This window comes from Streptomyces sp. NBC_00057 (assembly GCF_045041165.1).
GTDB lineage: Bacteria > Actinomycetota > Actinomycetes > Streptomycetales > Streptomycetaceae > Streptomyces.
The window spans coordinates 2,681,633-2,698,392 of sequence record NZ_CP108256.1 but is presented as its reverse complement, the minus strand read 5'-3'; the positions used below and the strand labels follow the sequence as shown (position 1 = coordinate 2,698,392).

Here is a 16,760-nt window from a genome sequence, read left to right as displayed (position 1 = left end):
CCATGGCCCCAGTTGCCATGCGTACTGCTGCACAATCACTCGCCGACGCCAAGCCGGTCTCGTTCTGGCTCGACGACCCCGGCAAGCCCGAAGCGCTGCCCGCGCTCACCGGTGACGAGCACTGCGATCTCCTCGTCATCGGCGGCGGCTACAGCGGACTGTGGACCGCGCTGATCGCCAAGGAACGCGACCCGGAGCGGGACGTCGTTCTGATCGAGGGGCACGAGGTGGGCTGGGCCGCGTCGGGCCGCAACGGCGGATTCTGCGCCGCCTCCCTCACCCATGGCCTGCCCAACGGCCTGGAGCGCTGGCCGGACGAGATCAGGAAGCTGGAGGAGCTGGGCGAGCGGAACCTCGACGCCATCGAGGCCGCCGTCGCCCGCTACTCCATCGACTGCGAATTCGAGCGCACCGGCGAGATCGATGTCGCCACCGAACCCCACCAGCTCGAAGAACTTCTCGAGTGGCACCAGGAGACCGAAAAGCTCGGCTTCACGGGTGTGGAATTCCTGGACCGGGATGCGCTGCGCGCCGAGGTCGACTCGCCCACCTTCCTGGGTGGGCTCTGGGACCGGAACGGGGTCGCCATGCTGCATCCCGCCAAACTGGCCTGGGGTCTGAAGCGGGCCTGTCTCGACCTGGGGGTGCGGATGTACGAGCACACCCGGGGCCTCGAACTGGCCAGGTCCACCACCGGAATGGCGGTCCGCACGCCGTACGGGAGGGTCTTCGCGCGCCGTGTCGCCCTCGGTACGAACATCTTCCCTTCGCTGGTCAAGCGGGTACGCCCGTACACCGTGCCGGTCTACGACTACGCGCTGATGACCGAGCCTCTCACCGCCGACCAACTCGCCTCGATCGGCTGGAAGAACCGGCAGGGACTGGGTGACAGTGCCAATCAGTTCCACTACTTCCGGTTGTCGGCCGACAACCGGATTCTGTGGGGTGGATATGACGCGATCTATCCGTACGGGGGCCGGCTGAGCGCCGATCTCGATCAGCGCCCGGAGACCTTCCTCAAGCTCGCAGGCCAGTTCTTCGACTGCTTCCCGCAGTTGGCCGGGGTCCGTTTCAGCCATGCCTGGGGCGGGGCGATCGACACCTGTTCCCGCTTTTCCGCATTCTTCGGTACGGCCCATCAGGGCCGGGTCGCCTATGCCGCCGGATATACCGGACTCGGCGTCGGAGCCAGCCGGTTCGGGGCCGATGTGATGCTCGATCTGCTGGCGGGCGAACAGAATGAGCGGACCGCTCTGGAAATGGTCCGCAGCAAGCCGATGCCGTTCCCGCCGGAGCCCTTCGCCTGGGCCGGGATCGAGCTCACCAAGCGGTCCCTGGCCAGGGCGGACAGCAATGGCGGGCACCGCAATCTGTGGCTGCGGACGATGGACCGGCTGGGGCTCGGCTTCGACAGCTGAGCACGGCGGGCGCCTGCTCTCGGAGCTGTGATCCAGTTCACTGTCAACCGGTAGCCCGAACTCGCGTAATGGATCGGCGCGACCCCTCTCTCCCGTGTGCACCGGCAATGCATTGCCGGTGCACACGGAATGGAGGCAGGGCATGGCCGGCGCGGGGGTCGGAGCAGCAGTCGAATGGCTCGCATCGGTGGCACCGGATCCGGACGCCTGCCGGTGGGAGTGGGAGCGCAATCCCCAGGGAGCCGCGCTCCTTCCCGCCGGCCGGCGCTGGGACGTACTGATTCTTCCGGGCGAGCTGGGCTGTCCCACGTTCGATGTGCTCACCCGACTCATCGACCGCCCCGGGCCGGTTCTCTCCGATTTCGGCAATGCCCGCATGGGCTTCTTCGTGCCGCCGGGCACCGTCACCTGCCGGGTCGGCGCCGGTGTACGGGGAGCGGGGCGGGGGACCTGGGCAGTCGTGCCGTACCCGGGGCGGGAGGCCGCGGGCGGGGTGCGCCGGCTGATCCCGCCGGACGGCTCGGGAACGCTCGCCGACGCGACACTTCTGGAGCTTGCGATAGACGAGGCGGCGGCGGGGAGGGCCGAGAGCGGCGGGGACGGGCGGGGGACGGCGGGCCGGGGGTGCTGACAGAGGTCTTGACAGCCTGATTGGTCCGGACCATGTTGTGGCCGCCGCACTCAATTCCCCCATGCGCGGAGGCCGTTGTGGAGCGCACGGGATCCCCCGCCCGATTTGCCGGACTTCTGGCCGCTTTCTCGGCGGCCCTGCTTGCCGTCGTCCAGGACTACAACTCGGGCTCCACATGGGTCTGGACAACCAGTACCACTCAATGGGCGGAGCGGACTTCCACATCGCCATGACCGACATGCTGCTCGCCGGATTCCCGGTGACCGGCGACCGGACCAAGGTCTTCCCCGGGCTCCGTCCCGACCAGGTCTCCATCGGTCTGCCGGCCTCCACCCGGGCGGGTTCGGCAGCTGAGGCCCAGCGGCAGGAGCAGTGGCCCGCACAGGAACCAACTGGCCACCACGTCCAGCGGCCAGTGGTAGCCCTGTCGGACCAGCCCGAAGGAGACGCCGAGGACCAGGGCGGCACAGGCGGCGAGGAGTGTGAGGCGGGTGCGGGCCGAACGGAGCCAGGGCAGGAGGAGCAGGGCCGCGGAGCCGTACGCGACGGCGGCGGTGGCGGTGTGCCCGGAGGGGTAGTAGTCGCCCCCCGGCGGCACGACCGGGGTGCCGTGGCGGCCGGTCCACTCCTTCAGGGGCACGATGATCGCCGGCACCAGGGCCATGAGCACGGCCGCGACGAGCGGCGGCAGCCACCAGCGGCCCGTTCCGGTGGCACGGCCCCGCCAGGCGACGTATACCGCGACCAGCGCCAGCAAGGGCACAGCGACCTGACCATTACCGAGGTCGGAGAGCAACTCGGACACCCGGTCCGGATGGATCAGCGCATGGCTGACCCGTTCGTCCACGCCCAGGAGAGGGCCATCGGTGACCACCTGCCAGGTGATCAGCGTGAAGGGGAGGGCCGACAGGCCGCACACCAGGAGGAACACGCGAAGGGAGAGACGGAGGGATTCCGGTCGCTCGGCGACCCGTGGGGCGGGCGCACTCCCGGTCTGCGGGTCGGGGCAGGTCGGCAACATGAGGTCCAGCGTCTCAGATCCGGCCGTCCGAGCCGGGTCGGCCGAAACGCAGCCCCAGGTCCGGGGCCGGGAACCGCATGTCCGTCCACCACGGTCCGCTCGGGCCATGCCGGACGGACTCGCGCGCCCACGTCGGCCAGGATCGCCGGACAGGCCCGAGCGAGGGCCCGTCCGGCGGATCATGCCGCAGGTGCAGGGCAATACACCTAGGGCTGTGACCGACCGGGCTCGTTGGTCCGGCCGAGACCGGACAGGTGTCCGAGCCTCGCGACTCTTCTGAGTCTCCTGCTGCCGATCTGCTTGCCGAGGCCGGTCAGCCTCCTGCGTACGCGCCGCTTGAACCCTTTCGAGATCTGCTTCGTCTGGGAGGCGCGGGTGATGTGCAGGCTGAGGTTGGCGAAGCCCCGGGTGTAGTACGGCTCTACTTCCAGGGGTCCGCTCCGGCCGCCGCGGGCCGGAGCCAGGCCGTCCGCCTTGCGGGCGCCGAACCTGCGCTGGGTGCTCAGGCCCTGGGAGCGGACGTTGAGGTACACGTCCCACACCCCCGTCGGCAGCGGGGTGCCGTCCAGGGCGCGGGTGATGTCGATGTCGGCGGTGAAGCCTGCCGCCCTGTGGTCGCAGTCGTGCCCCCGGACACGGGTGTGGGCGGACAGCGGTGCGCGGCGGGTGGGGACGCGCACCTCGCGCCCGTCGTTCCGCAGCCGCAGGACCAGCTCGGTTGCGGGCTCCTGTGTGTCCACGTTCTCGATGTAGCCATGGCCGCGCAGCCGCAGGACGCCGCGTCGCCTGGTCCGGTGCCACTCGACGGCGTCCAGCCGGTCGTCCTGCCGTAGTCCGGCGGTGACGTCGTAGCAGGAGTCGGGGATACCGGCCTTCGCGTCGCCGAAATACGGGTAGGCGGCGTAGGCGCGCCCGTTCTTGACGGCAATCTCGTGAGGAGGCCGGTGCTTGTCCCTCTCCGCGGTCAGGAAATCGATGATGTCGATCAGTTCCCGCTGCAGTCCGTGCTGTGCGCAGTGGGCGACCAGCCGGAGCGGTGCGGTCATCCGGACGGCGAGTTCCGGGGTGTAGAACTCGTCCAGCTGCTCCTTGGCGATTCCCATGGCCTTCAGCCGGTCGCTCTCCTTCAACAGCGGGAAGCGCCAGGAGAAGGAGTCCAGGAGGCCGCCCCTGAAGTGCCGCAACAGCGCGGCGTCACGAACGGGTCCGGGTTCGCTGTACGTGGTGATCGCGGTCATCAGGCGTCGGGCGACCTCAAGACGTTTCATCACGTCACGGAAGTTGCTGGTGAGGTTGCCCTCGTCTTCGCGCTGTACCTTGAAGTAGCAGTCCTCGTCGGCGACCACCGAGATCACGGAAGCCTGCAGGTAGGCCTTGGTCACGAAGAGGCGGTCCTCGCCCATGTGGATGTCCTCGTCGAAGCGCAGTCGGCGCTCCTCCAGGAACGAACGCCGCATGAGCTTGTGCGGCATCAGGGCGTACCAGACGCGGGAGGTGGCCAGATCGACGACCTCCTGGTCGGCCTCGAACATGGAACGGGGCACGGTGCAGTTGACACCCACGTACTTGCCCAGCGTTATGTCGGAGCCGTTGCGCTCGGCCATGTCGATCATTCGGCGCAGAGCATGGGGGCCGAGGTAGTCGTCGGCGTCCAGGAAGAAGACGTAGCGGCCCCGGGCCAGCCCGAGAGCGACGTTGCGCGGGCCGCTCGGCCCTCCGGAGTTCTGCTGGTGGATGACGCGCACCGTGCCAGGATGCTCGGCGGCGAACCGGTCAAGCTCCTGCCCGGTGCCGTCGGTCGATCCGTCATCGACGGCCAGGCATTCCAGTTCGTACGTGCCCAGCGACTGTTCGACCACCGATTCCAGGCAGCGCGTCAGATAGGGCATGGCGTTATAGGCGCCGATGATGACTGTGACTGTTGGGTCCGACACTAATTCCCCCCCGGGAATCGTTCATGACGATTATGCTCACATATTTACCCATCGTTCACGGCGTGTGCCAAGTTTCCAACTGTCTTGGTCCTGTGAACGGTTGATTTCCACCCGTACGACAGCGAGAGCCGCCGGAGGGAACGGGACGGCTTGAGCGAGCCGGTGCGTCGGGGCGCCGACGCAAGGGGCGAGAGAGGAGCCGGCCGCCCGGGAACAGGGGGGGGTGGTTCCGGGGCGGCCGGTCGGATCGGTTTGCCGCGCGCCCCGGGGGGTTTGGGGCGAGCGGCCATCCGATCGGTGAGGAGTTCCGGAGCCAGAGGCTCCGGTGGTGTGCGCGAAGGCACGGCCAGGACGGTGCTGGGAAAGCTCCGGCCCGGCGTCGCCGGCAGTCCCCTGCGGGCGGGGTGTTTCTCTCATCTGCGGAAACCGTACGGCAGGCGATGGGGGACCGACAGTCGAAAACGGATCCCGCCATCGGCCCCCCACACGTTCTTCACCTCCCGTCCCGGGTGAAGCCAGGCGGTTCGAGCAAGTGTCCAATTTTGTCGCTGGGTCGGTGAGTGTCGAGGGAGCGGCGGTCATGTGTGTGGTGGTTTTACTACGGTCCGATGTCATGAAGCTGGTGGTACAGGTGAAGCTGCTGCCGACGCCCGAGCAAGCGTCGGCGCTCGAGGCGACTCTGTATGCCTGCAATCGGGCCGCCGCCTACTTTCTTCCGGCCTGAGGCGGCCCAGCCGTTCGACGACCGCTGCCTGTCGTGGCAGTACGACGCCCGCACGATCTCGGTCCGGACGGTGTCCGGTCGTATGAAGGATCCGGTTCGCCTGCTCCGCGGACCAGTTCAAGACGCTTGTCTCGTACCGCAAGGGCGAAAGTGACCTGGTGCGGCGTGGCGGTACGTGGTTCCTGGTCGCCACCTGCGATCTACCCGATCCGCAGGTGCACGAGCCGGTCGACCGGGTGGGCGTCGATCGGGGCGTCGTGAACCTGGCCACCACCAGTGACGGCGTCAACTACCAAGGACGCAGGTTGTCGCGCTACCGGCGCCGACAGGCCCGCAAACGCGCCGAACTCCAGGCCAGGAGCCCCCGCTCCGCCACCCGCCGCCTCTCTCGCCGCGCGCAGAAGGAGAAGCGTCATGCCACGCAGGTGAACCGCCATCAGTAAGGAGATCGTGTCCGTCGCGCAACGCACCGGTCGCGGGATCGCCGTCGAGGACCTCGGTGGCATCCGCGAGTGGGTACGGCTATGCCGCGACCAGTGGGGCACGCTTCCCTCCTGGCCTTTCCACCAGCTCGGCCGGCACCTCGCGTACAAGGCCCGCCGGGCCGGGGTGCCATTCCTTGAGGTGGATGCGGCCTACACCTCGCAGCGCTGTCCGCGCTGCGGGCACACAGAGCGGGCCAACCGGCCCGACCGGGACAACTTCCAGTGTCGTCGGTGTGGGCTCGCCGGCCCCGCCGATGTCGTCGCCGGGGTCAACGTGCGTGATCGTGCACGCTCGGCGTGGGTGTTCGTCACCGCACCCGCCCCCTCCCCCTGACCTTCGTCCGGGGGAGGGGGCGGGTGCGACCCGTGACCGTCCCGTCGTAGGGGACAGTCGGGAGCGCGACAAGGTGTGAACGACCGAGTACGTACACACTCGGCCGTCCACGGCCGAGAAGGTGACAGGCCCTCACGCGGGCCCTGTATCCCCGGCGAAAACGCCTTCCGTCACCGCCGGGGTTCGCACAGGTCAGATCTGGTCGAAAGCCTGCTCGATGATGTCGAGGGCCTCGTTCAGCAGGTCCTCGCCGATCACCAGCGGCGGCAGGAAGCGCAAAACGTTGCCGTACGTGCCACAGGTCAGGACCAGCACGCCCTCCGCGTGGCAGGCCTTGGCGAGCTTCGCGGCGGCCTCCGGGTTCGGGTCCTTCGTACCGGACTTCACCAGCTCGATCGCGATCATCGCGCCGCGGCCGCGGATGTCACCGATGACATCGCCGTTCGGCAGCTTCGCCTGCATCTCGGCGAGGCGGCTCTTCATGACCTCCTCGATGCGCTTCGCCTTCCCGTTCAGGTCCAGCTCGCGCATCGTCTCGATGGCACCGAGCGCACCCGCGCAGGCCACCGGGTTCCCGCCGTACGTACCGCCGAGGCCGCCCGCGTGCGCGGCGTCCATGATCTCGGCGCGGCCCGTCACGGCGGAGAGCGGCAGACCGCCCGCGATGCCCTTGGCGGTGGTGATCAGGTCGGGCACGATGCCCTCGTCCTCACAGGCGAACCACTGACCGGTACGGCAGAAGCCGGACTGGATCTCGTCCGCGACGAAGACGATGCCGTTGTCCTTGGCGAACTGCGCGATCGCCGGGAGGAAGCCCTTGGCCGGCTCGATGAAGCCGCCCTCGCCGAGCACCGGCTCGATGATGATCGCGGCGACGTTGTCCGCGCCGATCTGCTTGGTGATCTGGTCGATGGCCTGGGCGGACGCCTCGGCGCCGGCGTTCTCGGCACCGGTCGGCCAGCGGTAGCCGTACGCCACCGGCACCCGGTAGACCTCGGGTGCGAACGGGCCGAAGCCCTGCTTGTACGGCATGTTCTTGGCGGTCAGCGCCATGGTGAGGTTGGTGCGGCCGTGGTAGCCGTGGTCGAAGACGACGACCGCGGTGCGCTTGGTGTAGGCGCGGGCGATCTTCACGGCGTTCTCGACGGCCTCGGCGCCCGAGTTGAACAGCGCGGACTTCTTGGCGTGGTCGCCCGGCGTCAGCTCGGCGAGCTGCTCACAGACCTCGACGTACCCCTCGTACGGCGTGACCATGAAACAGGTGTGGGTGAAGTCGGCGAGCTGCGCGGAGGCGCGGCGTACAACGGCCTCGGCGGAGGCGCCGACCGACGTCACGGCGATACCGGAACCGAGGTCGATCAGACGGTTGCCGTCCACGTCCTCGATGATCCCGCCACCGGCGCGGGCGGTGAACACCGGCAGGGTGGAGCCCACACCTGCGGCCACCGTCGCGAGACGGCGGGCCTGCAGCTCCACCGACTTCGGGCCGGGAATGGCAGTGACGACGCGGCGCTCCTGCGGAATTGCGGTCATGAGGGGCTCCTGTGGGGTGTTTCGGACGCTTCTCTCTCTGCAGGCTATGGGCGAGGCCCGGGGTCCGGCATGTTCCGTTCGGGAGTGGTGACCGGGCGCGGTTGTCCTCCACGGACATAGCGACGGGGTGCGGGGGCCGGGCTGCGGCGGTGCGCGGGCGGGACGAAAGGCCCTGGGGCACGGGCGAAGGCTTATCGCCGGACCGCGTCTGACGGGGTGGTACGGGGCACTAGATTGATGACTTCGGGCGCCTGCGCCCGGAGTTACCGGTCGGCGCTGGTCAGGGGACGAGGGACAGCACATGGACACCGAGGGCACGTACGAATCACCCGACACCCGCTCCGGTCATCCGGTGCCGCGCCCGGCCGGCCCGCCACCGCCCGGACTGCCGCCCAGGCCGGGCTACGCCCCCGCCTCCGGCCCCTCCCTCGGGGACTGGCTCCGCACCCCGAGGCCCGCCGCGGAACCCGGTGTCTGGCGGCTCGGCCATGCCCCCCGGCCCGCCGAGGAGGAGGAGCGCACCCCGGACCGCACGCTGGTGAGCGGCGCGGTGATCTCGCTGCTGGCCTGCATCCTCGTCTGGTCGCTCTGGCGCAACAACTACATCCCGTACTGGCGGGTTCCGCTGAAGCTCTTCACCCCCGGCGACTGGTGGGGGCCGTTCGGCGACGAGCCGCAGACCCGGGGCGCGGTCCGTGCGCTCGACATCTACCGTCTGCTGATCATCGGGGGCCTCGTCTACGGATTCGGCCGGCTGGGCAACTGGCCGGCCGCCTTCGAGAGGTGCGTCGCCGCCAGGGGGGCCGCCGCACGGGCGGGCGGTGCGGCGATCGGTGCGCTGCTGGTCTGGATCCTCGTCTGGAACGGGACCGTGCCGGGGATGGGGCTGGCCTTCGGCCTGGTTCCCGGCTCCTGGCTGGGCCCCGACCAGCCGATGTCCCCGGTGATCAGCTACGGGCTGTACGTCGTGCTCACCCTGCTGATCGTGTGGCCGTTCGCCGGGCTGGGGCGCTGGACCGAGGCGTGGCGCCGCGGCCGGTCCCCGCAGCCGGCACCGGGCCGGGACGGCCGCGACCCGGCGAAGCCGCACGCGCCCGGCGGTGCGGACGCCATCGTCGAAGGCAGCGAGGAGGACCCGGCCGAATGGCCGGATCTGCGTGCCGCCGGACAGCACCAGGCCGCCGCCGCGCTCGCCAGGGAAACCCGGTCCGGGCGGATGAACGATGTCGACTACGCCCGTATCCGCCGCGCCTGGACGTCCGTGCGCGCCGACCACTCCAGGCTCTCCGCCTTCACCGACACCGTGCTGCGCAACGGCTCCGCCGCCTGTACCCACCCCTCCGGCGCACGTGACCTCCCGGTCCGCGCCGCCCGGCACGATCTGCTGGTCCAGCAGGTCAGGCTCGGCACCGTCGAGGGCGGCGAGCGCAATCCGTACGCCCGCCGCGGCAGCGGCATCGCCCTCGATCCCGGGCTGCTGGGCACGTCCCTGCTCGCGGTCGGCCCGCCCGGCGCGGGCAAGAGCCGGGCACTGATCCGGCCCGTCGTCGAATCCCTCGCACTGCAGGCGCTCGCCGGACAGGCCGCCGTCGTCGCCGTGTGCGCCGCCGGCACCCAGCTCGGCGGCGACCAGGGGTTCGACGTCGTCATCAAGGTCGGCGACCCGTCATCCGTGCACGATCTCGATCTGTACGGCGGCACCACCGACCCCGACGAGGCCGCGACCGTCCTCGCCGACGGTCTGGTCGGCGACCTCCCCGAGGTGGACAGCAGACGCGCCGCCACGGCCCTCGCCCAGCTCCTCGGCCCCTTCCGGGCCGCCCACGGCCGTTTCCCCTCCGTACCGGAGCTGCGGGAACTCCTGGACGGTGTGCCCGGTGCCCTCGCCGCCCTGCGGGAGGCACTCGACGCGACGGGACACCCCGGCATGCAGCGCGAACTCGACGGCCGCGCCCGCCAGTCCGGTGCGCCCGGCGACCCGGGCCCGGCTCTCGCCGACCGCGTCGCCCTGCTCGACCGGCCCGCCTTCACCGAGTTCTTCGACACCACGGGCAAGGCCCGCCCCTTCTCGCTGCGTGCCCTGGAACACCCGCTCCGGGTCCGTATCGATCTGCCCGAACGCGGCCACGCCGAGGCGTCCCGGGTACTGGCACGTCTGGTACTCGCCCAGTTCACCGCGAGCGCCGCGGCCCGTACCGACCGTTCCCTCTTCGCCTGTCTGGTCCTCGACGACGCGACCCACACCCTGACCGCCGACACCGTCCGCGGAATCCAGCGGCTGCGCTCCGCGCACGCCGGGGCCGTACTCACCCTGCGCACCCTCGACGACGTACCGGAGCAACTGCACACGGCGCTGCTCGGTGCGGTCGGCTGTCGGATGGCGTTCTCCGGAATCACGACGTGGGACGGGAAGAAGTTCGCCGAGGCCTGGGGAACGGAGTGGGTCGAGACCCGCGACGTCACCCAGCGCACCGTCTTCGCCGACCAGCCGATGACCCGGGCCATCCATGCCTTCCGCAAACTGGTCACCGGCAAGGCGGTCACCACGGACGCGGTGACCGTGCGCCAGGTCGAGCGGGAACGCTGGTCGGCCTCCGAACTGGCCCACCGGGTACCGGCCGGACACGCGGTGCTGTCCCTGACGACCGTACGGGGGGAGCACGCGCCGCCCTTGCTGGTGGATCTGAACGGCTGAGCGGTACGCAGAGTGGCCCGCGGCGCCGGAGCGGTTATGGCGGACCCTGCCGCCCTGGCAGAATCGGTAGGAGCCGTTCATACGGGACGGCGAAAATCGACTCCTTGAGGTCCCGCGGTCCCCATGCCCCCCACTCTCGCCTCGCTCGTCCAGCATTCGGCGCTCAAACTCACGGTGCGTGCGGGGGCGGACCGGCTCGACGCGCCCATCCGCTGGGCGCACGCCAGCGAGCTGACCGACCCCGTCCCGTACATGGAGGGCGGTGAGCTCCTGCTCGTCACCGCCACCAACCTCGACGCCGGGAACCCCGAGGCGATGCGGCGGTACGTGCGGCGGCTGGCCGGGGCCGGAGTCGTCGGGCTGGGCTTCGCCGTCGGCGTCCACTACGACGACGTACCACAGGCGCTGATCGACGCTGCCGAGGAAGCGGGACTGCCGCTTCTCGAAGTGCCGCGCCGCACCCCGTTCCTCGCCATCGCCAAGGCCGTGTCGTCGGAGATCGCCGCAGATCAGTACCGGGCGGTGACAGCGGGGTTCGAGGCCCAGCGTGAGCTGACGAAGGCCGCACTCGCGGGCGACGGCCCCGGCGAAATCCTCACCCGGCTCGCCGCGCATGTCGACGGCTGGGCGGCGCTGTACGACGCCTCCGGCGCGGTCGTCGCCGCGGCCCCCGACTGGGCCGCCCGCCGGGCCGCCCGGCTCACCCCCGATGTGGAACGGCTGCGGGAGCGTCCCGCCCCGGCCAGCATGGTCGTCGGCGACACCGACGACCGGGTCGAGCTCCAGTCCCTGGGCACCGGCCGCCGGGTCCGGGGCGCGCTGGCCGTCGGTACCGGCGCGGCACTGGGCACCGCCGAGCGGTACGCCGTGCACTCGGCGGTCGCGCTGCTGACCCTGACCACCGCCCGCTCCCGGGCCCTCCAGGGCGCGGAGCAGCGACTGGGCGCGGCGGTGCTGCGCATGCTGCTCGCCGGCCAGCCGGACCACGCACGGGCCGTCGCCGGGGATCTGTACGGCGGGCTGCTCGACGCCCCGTTCCGGCTGCTCATCGCGGAGGCGTCCGCCCCTTCGACACCGGCCCCGCTCGGCGAGGCGATGGAGGCGGCGGCCTTCCGGACCGGCGAGACCCTGCTGGCGGTGCCCGAGGGCGAACGGCTCGTCGTCCTGGCCGCGGACGGCGGAGCGGCGGTCGCGGCCTGCGCGGCGTACGCGGAGGCCCAGGAGGCCCAGGAGGCGCGGCCCCCGCGCGAACCGGCGACGGCGGAGGAGGGCCAAGTGGTCGTCGGTCTGTCCGCACCGGCGGGCCCCATCGCCGTCTCCGCCGCGTACAAGCAGGCGGAGCAGGCCCTGTCGGTGGCCCGCCGCCGGGGCAGGGCACTGGTCGAGCACGAGGAGCTGGCGGCCGGCTCGGTACTGCCGCTGCTCGCGGACGACGCCGTACGGGCCTTCGCCGACGGAATGCTCCGCGCCCTGCACGAACACGATGCCAAGGGCCGCGGCGACCTGGTCGCCTCGCTGCGGGCCTGGCTCTCCCACCACGGCCAGTGGGACGCGGCCGCGGCGGACCTGGGCGTGCACCGCCACACCCTGCGCTACCGGATGCGCCGGGTGGAGGAGATCCTGGGCCGCTCACTGGACGATCCTGACGTCCGGATGGAGCTGTGGCTGGCACTGAAGGCCACGAGCTCCCCGTCGGCGCCGGAGTCGTAGCGGTTGCCGTTGCCGTCGGCGGAAGGTCGCGGAAGGTCAACGAGCTGCACGTCGACGCCGGTGCCGTAGCCGTTGCCGGAAGGCCATGCGCCCCGCTCACGCCGACGCATCCGACAAACCGGCGTGTACCCGCCGCGTTCTGCTCCACGCCGGACAAACGCTGGCCCGGCCGTGCGGCCCTACGGTGGGGGCGTACACCCCACGACTCCGAAGGGCCGGAACCTCCATGACTTCCACCCACGCCTTCTGGCTCGCCGGCCGCCAGGCCACCGGCGAGGACAGCTTCGACGTCACCAACCCCTGGGACGGCCGTCTCGTCGGCACCGTCAGCGTGCCGACCGACGCGCAGATCGAGGAGGCCGTCGCGGCCGCGCACGCCGTGCGCGAGGAGTTCGCCGCGACCCCGGCCCACGTCCGGGCCGCCGCGCTCGATCACGTCGTACGGCGCCTGGTGGAGCGCACGGAGGAGATCGCCCAGCTGATCTCCGCGGAGAACGGCAAGCCCATCAAGTGGGCGCGCGGCGAGGTCGGCCGTGCCGTCTCCGTGTTCCGGTTCGCCTCCGAGGAGGCCCGCCGCTTCAACGGCGGCGACGCCCAGCGCCTCGACACCGATGCCGGTGGCACCGGCCGCCTCGGCCTGACCCGGCGTTTCCCCCGCGGCGCGGTCCTCGGCATCGCACCGTTCAACTTCCCGCTGAACCTGAGCGCCCACAAGGTGGCCCCGGCCATCGCCGTCGGCGCCCCGATCATCCTGAAGCCCGCCCCGGCCACCCCGATCTCGTCGCTGATCCTGGGCGAGCTGCTGGCCGAGACCGACCTGCCGGCCGGCTCGTGGTCCGTGCTGACGGTCCCCAACGACCGGATGCCTGCCCTGGTCCAGGACGAGCGCCTGCCCGTCATCTCCTTCACCGGTTCCGGCCCCGTCGGCTACTCGATCATGGAGTCGGTGCCGCGCAAGCACTGCACGCTGGAGCTCGGCGGCAACGGCGCCGCGGTCGTCCTCGGCGACTACGCCTCCGACGAGGACCTGGACTGGGCCGCGACCCGTATCGCGACCTTCTCCAACTACCAGGGCGGCCAGTCCTGCATCTCGGTGCAGCGGGTCATCGCGGACGCCGCGGTCTACGACCGGCTCCTCCCGAAGATCGTCGCGGCCGTCGAGGCCCAGGTCACCGGCGACCCGTCCGACGCCGCCACCGACGTCGGCCCGCTGGTCAACGAGGACGCCGCCAAGCGCGTCGAGTCCTGGGTCGACGAGGCCGTGCAGGCCGGCGCCCAGTTGCTCACCGGCGGCAAGCGGGACGGTGCCACCTACGCGCCGACCGTGCTCGCGGAGCTCCCGGACGGCGTCACCCTCTCCAACGAGGAGGTCTTCGGACCGGTGCTGTCCGTGCAGAAGGTGGACGGCGAGGCCGAGGCGTTCGCAGCTGTCAACTCCTCCAAGTACGGCCTGCAGGCAGGTGTGTTCACGCACGACCTGCAGACGGCGTTCCGTGCCCACCGCGCCCTCGAGGTCGGCGGCGTGATCATCGGCGACGTTCCCTCCTACCGCGCGGACCAGATGCCGTACGGCGGCGCCAAGCAGTCCGGCGTCGGCCGCGAGGGCGTCCGCTACGCCATGGACGACTACACCTACGAGCGCGTGCTGGTCCTCACCGGCCTCGCCCTGTAGGTCCGCGAACCGGATCGAACCGATCCACCAGCGCCGCCTGTGATCCGCCTGGACAGCACGACAGCAGGCGGCAGATGAACGGCCGGAGCCCACTGTGCGGGGGCTCCGGCCGTTTCTGCTCGCCCCGTGCGCCACCGGACCGATCCCCGTTCACGGCCCGGCAGCCCTGTCACCGCGGGGCTGACCAGTGGAGTGGCTACCGACCCGATCGGCGTCCGGGGGATGGTGGGAGTGCCGGTAATCGGGTACATCAGGACAAGTAGCACCGGTTGGTACGGCTCGGCAGGCGCCCATGCGCGCTCCGCGCGGACCGGCCGCGTCCGCCCACCCCACAACGCGGCGAGGTGAGCTCCTCATGTCCGCACCATCCGCTCCGAAGAACACGCCCAAGGTCACCGAGCGTGAAGCGCGCCAAGTGGCCGAGGCCGCGCGCGAACAGGACTGGCACAAGCCCAGTTTCGCCAAGGAACTCTTCCTCGGGCGCTTCCGGCTCGACCTGATCCATCCGCATCCGCTGCCGGCCGCGGACGACGTCCGGCGCGGCGAGGCGTTCCTCGCCCGGCTGCGCGACTTCTGCGAAACCAGGATCGACAGCGCCCTCATCGAGCGTGAGGCGAGGATTCCCGACGAGGTGATCAACGGCCTCAAGGAACTCGGCGCGCTCGGGATGAAGATCGACCCGAAGTACGGCGGCCTCGGCCTCACCCAGGTCTACTACAACAAGGCCCTCGCCCTGGTCGGCTCCGTCAGCCCCGCGATCGGTGCACTGCTCTCCGCCCACCAGTCCATCGGCGTACCGCAGCCACTGAAACTCTTCGGCAGCCAGGAACAGAAGGACACCTTCCTGCCCCGGCTGGCCGGCACCGACATCTCGGCGTTCCTGCTCACCGAACCGGACGTCGGCTCCGACCCGGCCAGGCTCGCCACCTCGGCGGTTCCGGAGGGACCGGACTACATCCTCGACGGTGTGAAGCTGTGGACGACCAACGGTGTCGTCGCCGACCTCCTCGTCGTGATGGCCCGCGTCCCGAAGTCGGAAGGCCACAAGGGCGGCATCACGGCCTTCGTCGTCGAGGCGGACTCCCCGGGCATCACCGTCGAGAACCGCAACGCCTTCATGGGCCTGCGCGGCCTCGAGAACGGCGTCACCCGCTTCCACCGGGTCCGGGTCCCGGCCGCGAACCGCATCGGCCCCGAAGGCGCAGGGCTCAAGATCGCACTCACCACGCTCAACACGGGACGGCTCTCCCTGCCCGCCATGTGCGTCGGCGCCGGGAAGTGGTGTCTGAAGATCGCCCGCGAGTGGTCGGCGGTCCGTGAGCAGTGGGGCAGGCCGGTCGCCCGGCACGAGGCCGTCGGCGCCAAGATCTCCTTCATCGCCGCAACCACTTTCGCGCTCGAAGCGGTGGTCGATCTCTCCTCCCAGATGGCGGACGAGAACCGCAACGACATCCGGATCGAAGCGGCCCTCGCCAAGCTGTACGGCTCCGAGATGGGCTGTCTGATGGCCGACGAACTGGTCCAGATCCGGGGCGGCCGGGGCTTCGAGACAGCCGCGTCCCTCGCCGCCCGCGGCGAACGGGCCGTCCCCGCCGAACAGCTCCTGCGCGATCTGCGGATCAACCGGATCTTCGAGGGCTCCACCGAGATCATGCATCTGCTGATCGCCCGTGAGGCCGTCGACGCCCATCTGAAGGTCGCGGGGGACATCATCGACCCCGACAAACCCCTTTCCGCCAAGGCGAAAGCGGGCGCGAACGCGGCCGGCTTCTACGCCCGCTGGCTGCCCAAGCTTGTCGCAGGGCCAGGACAACTCCCGCGTACGTACGGGGAATTCAACCCAACCGGACACCCGGACCTGTCCACCCATCTGCGCTACGTCGAACGCTCCGCCCGCAAGCTCGCGCGCTCCACCTTCTACGCCATGTCGCGCTGGCAGGGCCGGATGGAGACCAAGCAGGGCTTCCTCGGCAGGATCGTCGACATCGGCGCGGAACTCTTCGCGATGAGCGCCGCCTGCGTCCGCGCCGAACTGCTGCGCTCCTCCGGCGACCACGGCCGCGAGGCCTACCGGCTCGCCGACACCTTCTGCCGCCAGTCCCGCGTCCGGGTCGAGGAACTTTTCACCCGCCTGTGGTCCAACACCGACGACCTGGACCGGCGTGTGGTCGACGGCGTTCTGTCCGGTGCGTACACCTGGCTGGAGGAAGGCATCATCGATCCGAGCGGCGAAGGCCCGTGGATCGCCGACGCCACTCCCGGGCCGTCCGTCCGGGACAACGTCCACCGCCCCGTTCGCTGAACCGCGGACCACCGGGCGGGCGCACGTCCACTCACCGGACGTACCCCGCCCGGCCGTGCGGGGGTACGGCAGGATGACGGTTCGTGACCGTCATCCACATCCCCGGCTCCAAGTCCATCACCGCGCGTGCCCTGTTCCTGGCCGCCGCCGCGAACGGCACCGCTCACCCCATGTCGAAATGACCGCCCCCGGCGACTCCACGGATCACGGCGGCCCGGTGGGCGAGGTTCCGCGCCAAGGGCGGCTGAGATCGGCCCCGGGCGGACAGCGCCGGCCCGGCGCGGGGGACGCACTGTCCACA

10 protein-coding genes and 2 pseudogenes are annotated in these 16,760 nt (G+C 70.6%); 9 read left to right on the top strand and 3 right to left on the bottom strand.

Annotated elements, in window-relative coordinates:
* Window positions 1–2 precede the first annotated feature (2 nt).
* The 3 genes and pseudogenes from OG953_RS12455 to OG953_RS12445 all read left to right on the top strand — a co-directional run.
* Complete coding sequence (locus OG953_RS12455) at window positions 3–1,418, top strand: NAD(P)/FAD-dependent oxidoreductase (protein WP_405684182.1); 1,416 nt, start codon at window positions 3–5, stop codon at window positions 1,416–1,418.
* Between the two features lie 142 nt (window positions 1,419–1,560).
* Window positions 1,561–2,049, top strand: a complete 489-nt coding sequence (locus tag OG953_RS12450) for a hypothetical protein (RefSeq protein ID WP_405684181.1) — start codon at window positions 1,561–1,563, stop codon at window positions 2,047–2,049.
* A gap of 149 nt (window positions 2,050–2,198) precedes the next feature.
* A pseudogene (locus tag OG953_RS12445) lies at window positions 2,199–2,395 on the top strand (chitinase); the annotation flags it as partial.
* Between the two features lie 90 nt (window positions 2,396–2,485).
* On the opposite strand, the pseudogene OG953_RS12440 reads toward OG953_RS12445, so the two are convergent.
* Both OG953_RS12440 and OG953_RS12435 read right to left on the bottom strand, forming a co-directional pair.
* Window positions 2,486–2,713 (bottom strand): annotated as a pseudogene (locus OG953_RS12440) (hypothetical protein); the annotation flags it as partial.
* Between the two features lie 563 nt (window positions 2,714–3,276).
* Window positions 3,277–5,004: a glycosyltransferase gene (locus tag OG953_RS12435; protein WP_405684180.1), complete on the bottom strand. Its 1,728-nt coding sequence runs from the start codon at window positions 5,002–5,004 to the stop codon at window positions 3,277–3,279.
* Window positions 5,005–5,886: 882 nt separating this feature from the next.
* Between OG953_RS12435 and OG953_RS12430 the strand changes: the two genes are divergently transcribed.
* Window positions 5,887–6,171 carry a transposase gene (locus OG953_RS12430; RefSeq protein WP_405684179.1) on the top strand — a complete coding sequence of 95 codons (285 nt, stop codon included), beginning with the start codon at window positions 5,887–5,889 and terminating at the stop codon, window positions 6,169–6,171.
* 7 nt (window positions 6,172–6,178) lie between these two features.
* Complete coding sequence (locus OG953_RS12425) at window positions 6,179–6,547, top strand: zinc ribbon domain-containing protein (RefSeq protein WP_405684177.1); 369 nt, start codon at window positions 6,179–6,181, stop codon at window positions 6,545–6,547.
* A 192-nt stretch (window positions 6,548–6,739) separates the two neighbouring features.
* Here OG953_RS12425 and gabT read toward each other — a convergent pair whose 3' ends face one another.
* Complete coding sequence (gabT, locus tag OG953_RS12420) at window positions 6,740–8,080, bottom strand: 4-aminobutyrate--2-oxoglutarate transaminase (protein WP_405684176.1); 1,341 nt, start codon at window positions 8,078–8,080, stop codon at window positions 6,740–6,742.
* Window positions 8,081–8,381: 301 nt separating this feature from the next.
* Between gabT and OG953_RS12415 the strand changes: the two genes are divergently transcribed.
* The 4 genes from OG953_RS12415 to OG953_RS12400 all read left to right on the top strand — a co-directional run bounded on the left by OG953_RS12415 (window position 8,382) and on the right by OG953_RS12400 (window position 16,459).
* Window positions 8,382–10,775, top strand: a complete 2,394-nt coding sequence (locus tag OG953_RS12415; RefSeq protein ID WP_405684174.1) for an ATP/GTP-binding protein — start codon at window positions 8,382–8,384, stop codon at window positions 10,773–10,775.
* A 123-nt stretch (window positions 10,776–10,898) separates the two neighbouring features.
* Complete coding sequence (locus OG953_RS12410) at window positions 10,899–12,485, top strand: PucR family transcriptional regulator (RefSeq protein ID WP_405684173.1); 1,587 nt, start codon at window positions 10,899–10,901, stop codon at window positions 12,483–12,485.
* A gap of 226 nt (window positions 12,486–12,711) precedes the next feature.
* Window positions 12,712–14,157, top strand: a complete 1,446-nt coding sequence (locus OG953_RS12405; RefSeq protein ID WP_405684171.1) for an aldehyde dehydrogenase family protein — start codon at window positions 12,712–12,714, stop codon at window positions 14,155–14,157.
* A 355-nt stretch (window positions 14,158–14,512) separates the two neighbouring features.
* Window positions 14,513–16,459, top strand: coding sequence for an acyl-CoA dehydrogenase family protein (locus OG953_RS12400; RefSeq protein WP_405684169.1), 1,947 nt, complete (start codon window positions 14,513–14,515; stop codon window positions 16,457–16,459).
* Window positions 16,460–16,760 lie beyond the last annotated feature (301 nt).

What these genes read in the sequence shown, in the direction of transcription:
- OG953_RS12455 (WP_405684182.1), top strand. Translation starts at nt 3, where the DNA reads ATGGCCCCAGTTGCCATGCGTACTGCTGCACAATCACTCGCCGACGCC.
- OG953_RS12450 (WP_405684181.1), top strand. Translation starts at nt 1,561, where the DNA reads ATGGCCGGCGCGGGGGTCGGAGCAGCAGTCGAATGGCTCGCATCGGTG.
- gabT (WP_405684176.1), bottom strand. Translation starts at nt 8,080, where the DNA reads ATGACCGCAATTCCGCAGGAGCGCCGCGTCGTCACTGCCATTCCCGGC.
- OG953_RS12415 (WP_405684174.1), top strand. Translation starts at nt 8,382, where the DNA reads ATGGACACCGAGGGCACGTACGAATCACCCGACACCCGCTCCGGTCAT.
- OG953_RS12410 (WP_405684173.1), top strand. Translation starts at nt 10,899, where the DNA reads ATGCCCCCCACTCTCGCCTCGCTCGTCCAGCATTCGGCGCTCAAACTC.
- OG953_RS12405 (WP_405684171.1), top strand. Translation starts at nt 12,712, where the DNA reads ATGACTTCCACCCACGCCTTCTGGCTCGCCGGCCGCCAGGCCACCGGC.
- OG953_RS12400 (WP_405684169.1), top strand. Translation starts at nt 14,513, where the DNA reads ATGTCCGCACCATCCGCTCCGAAGAACACGCCCAAGGTCACCGAGCGT.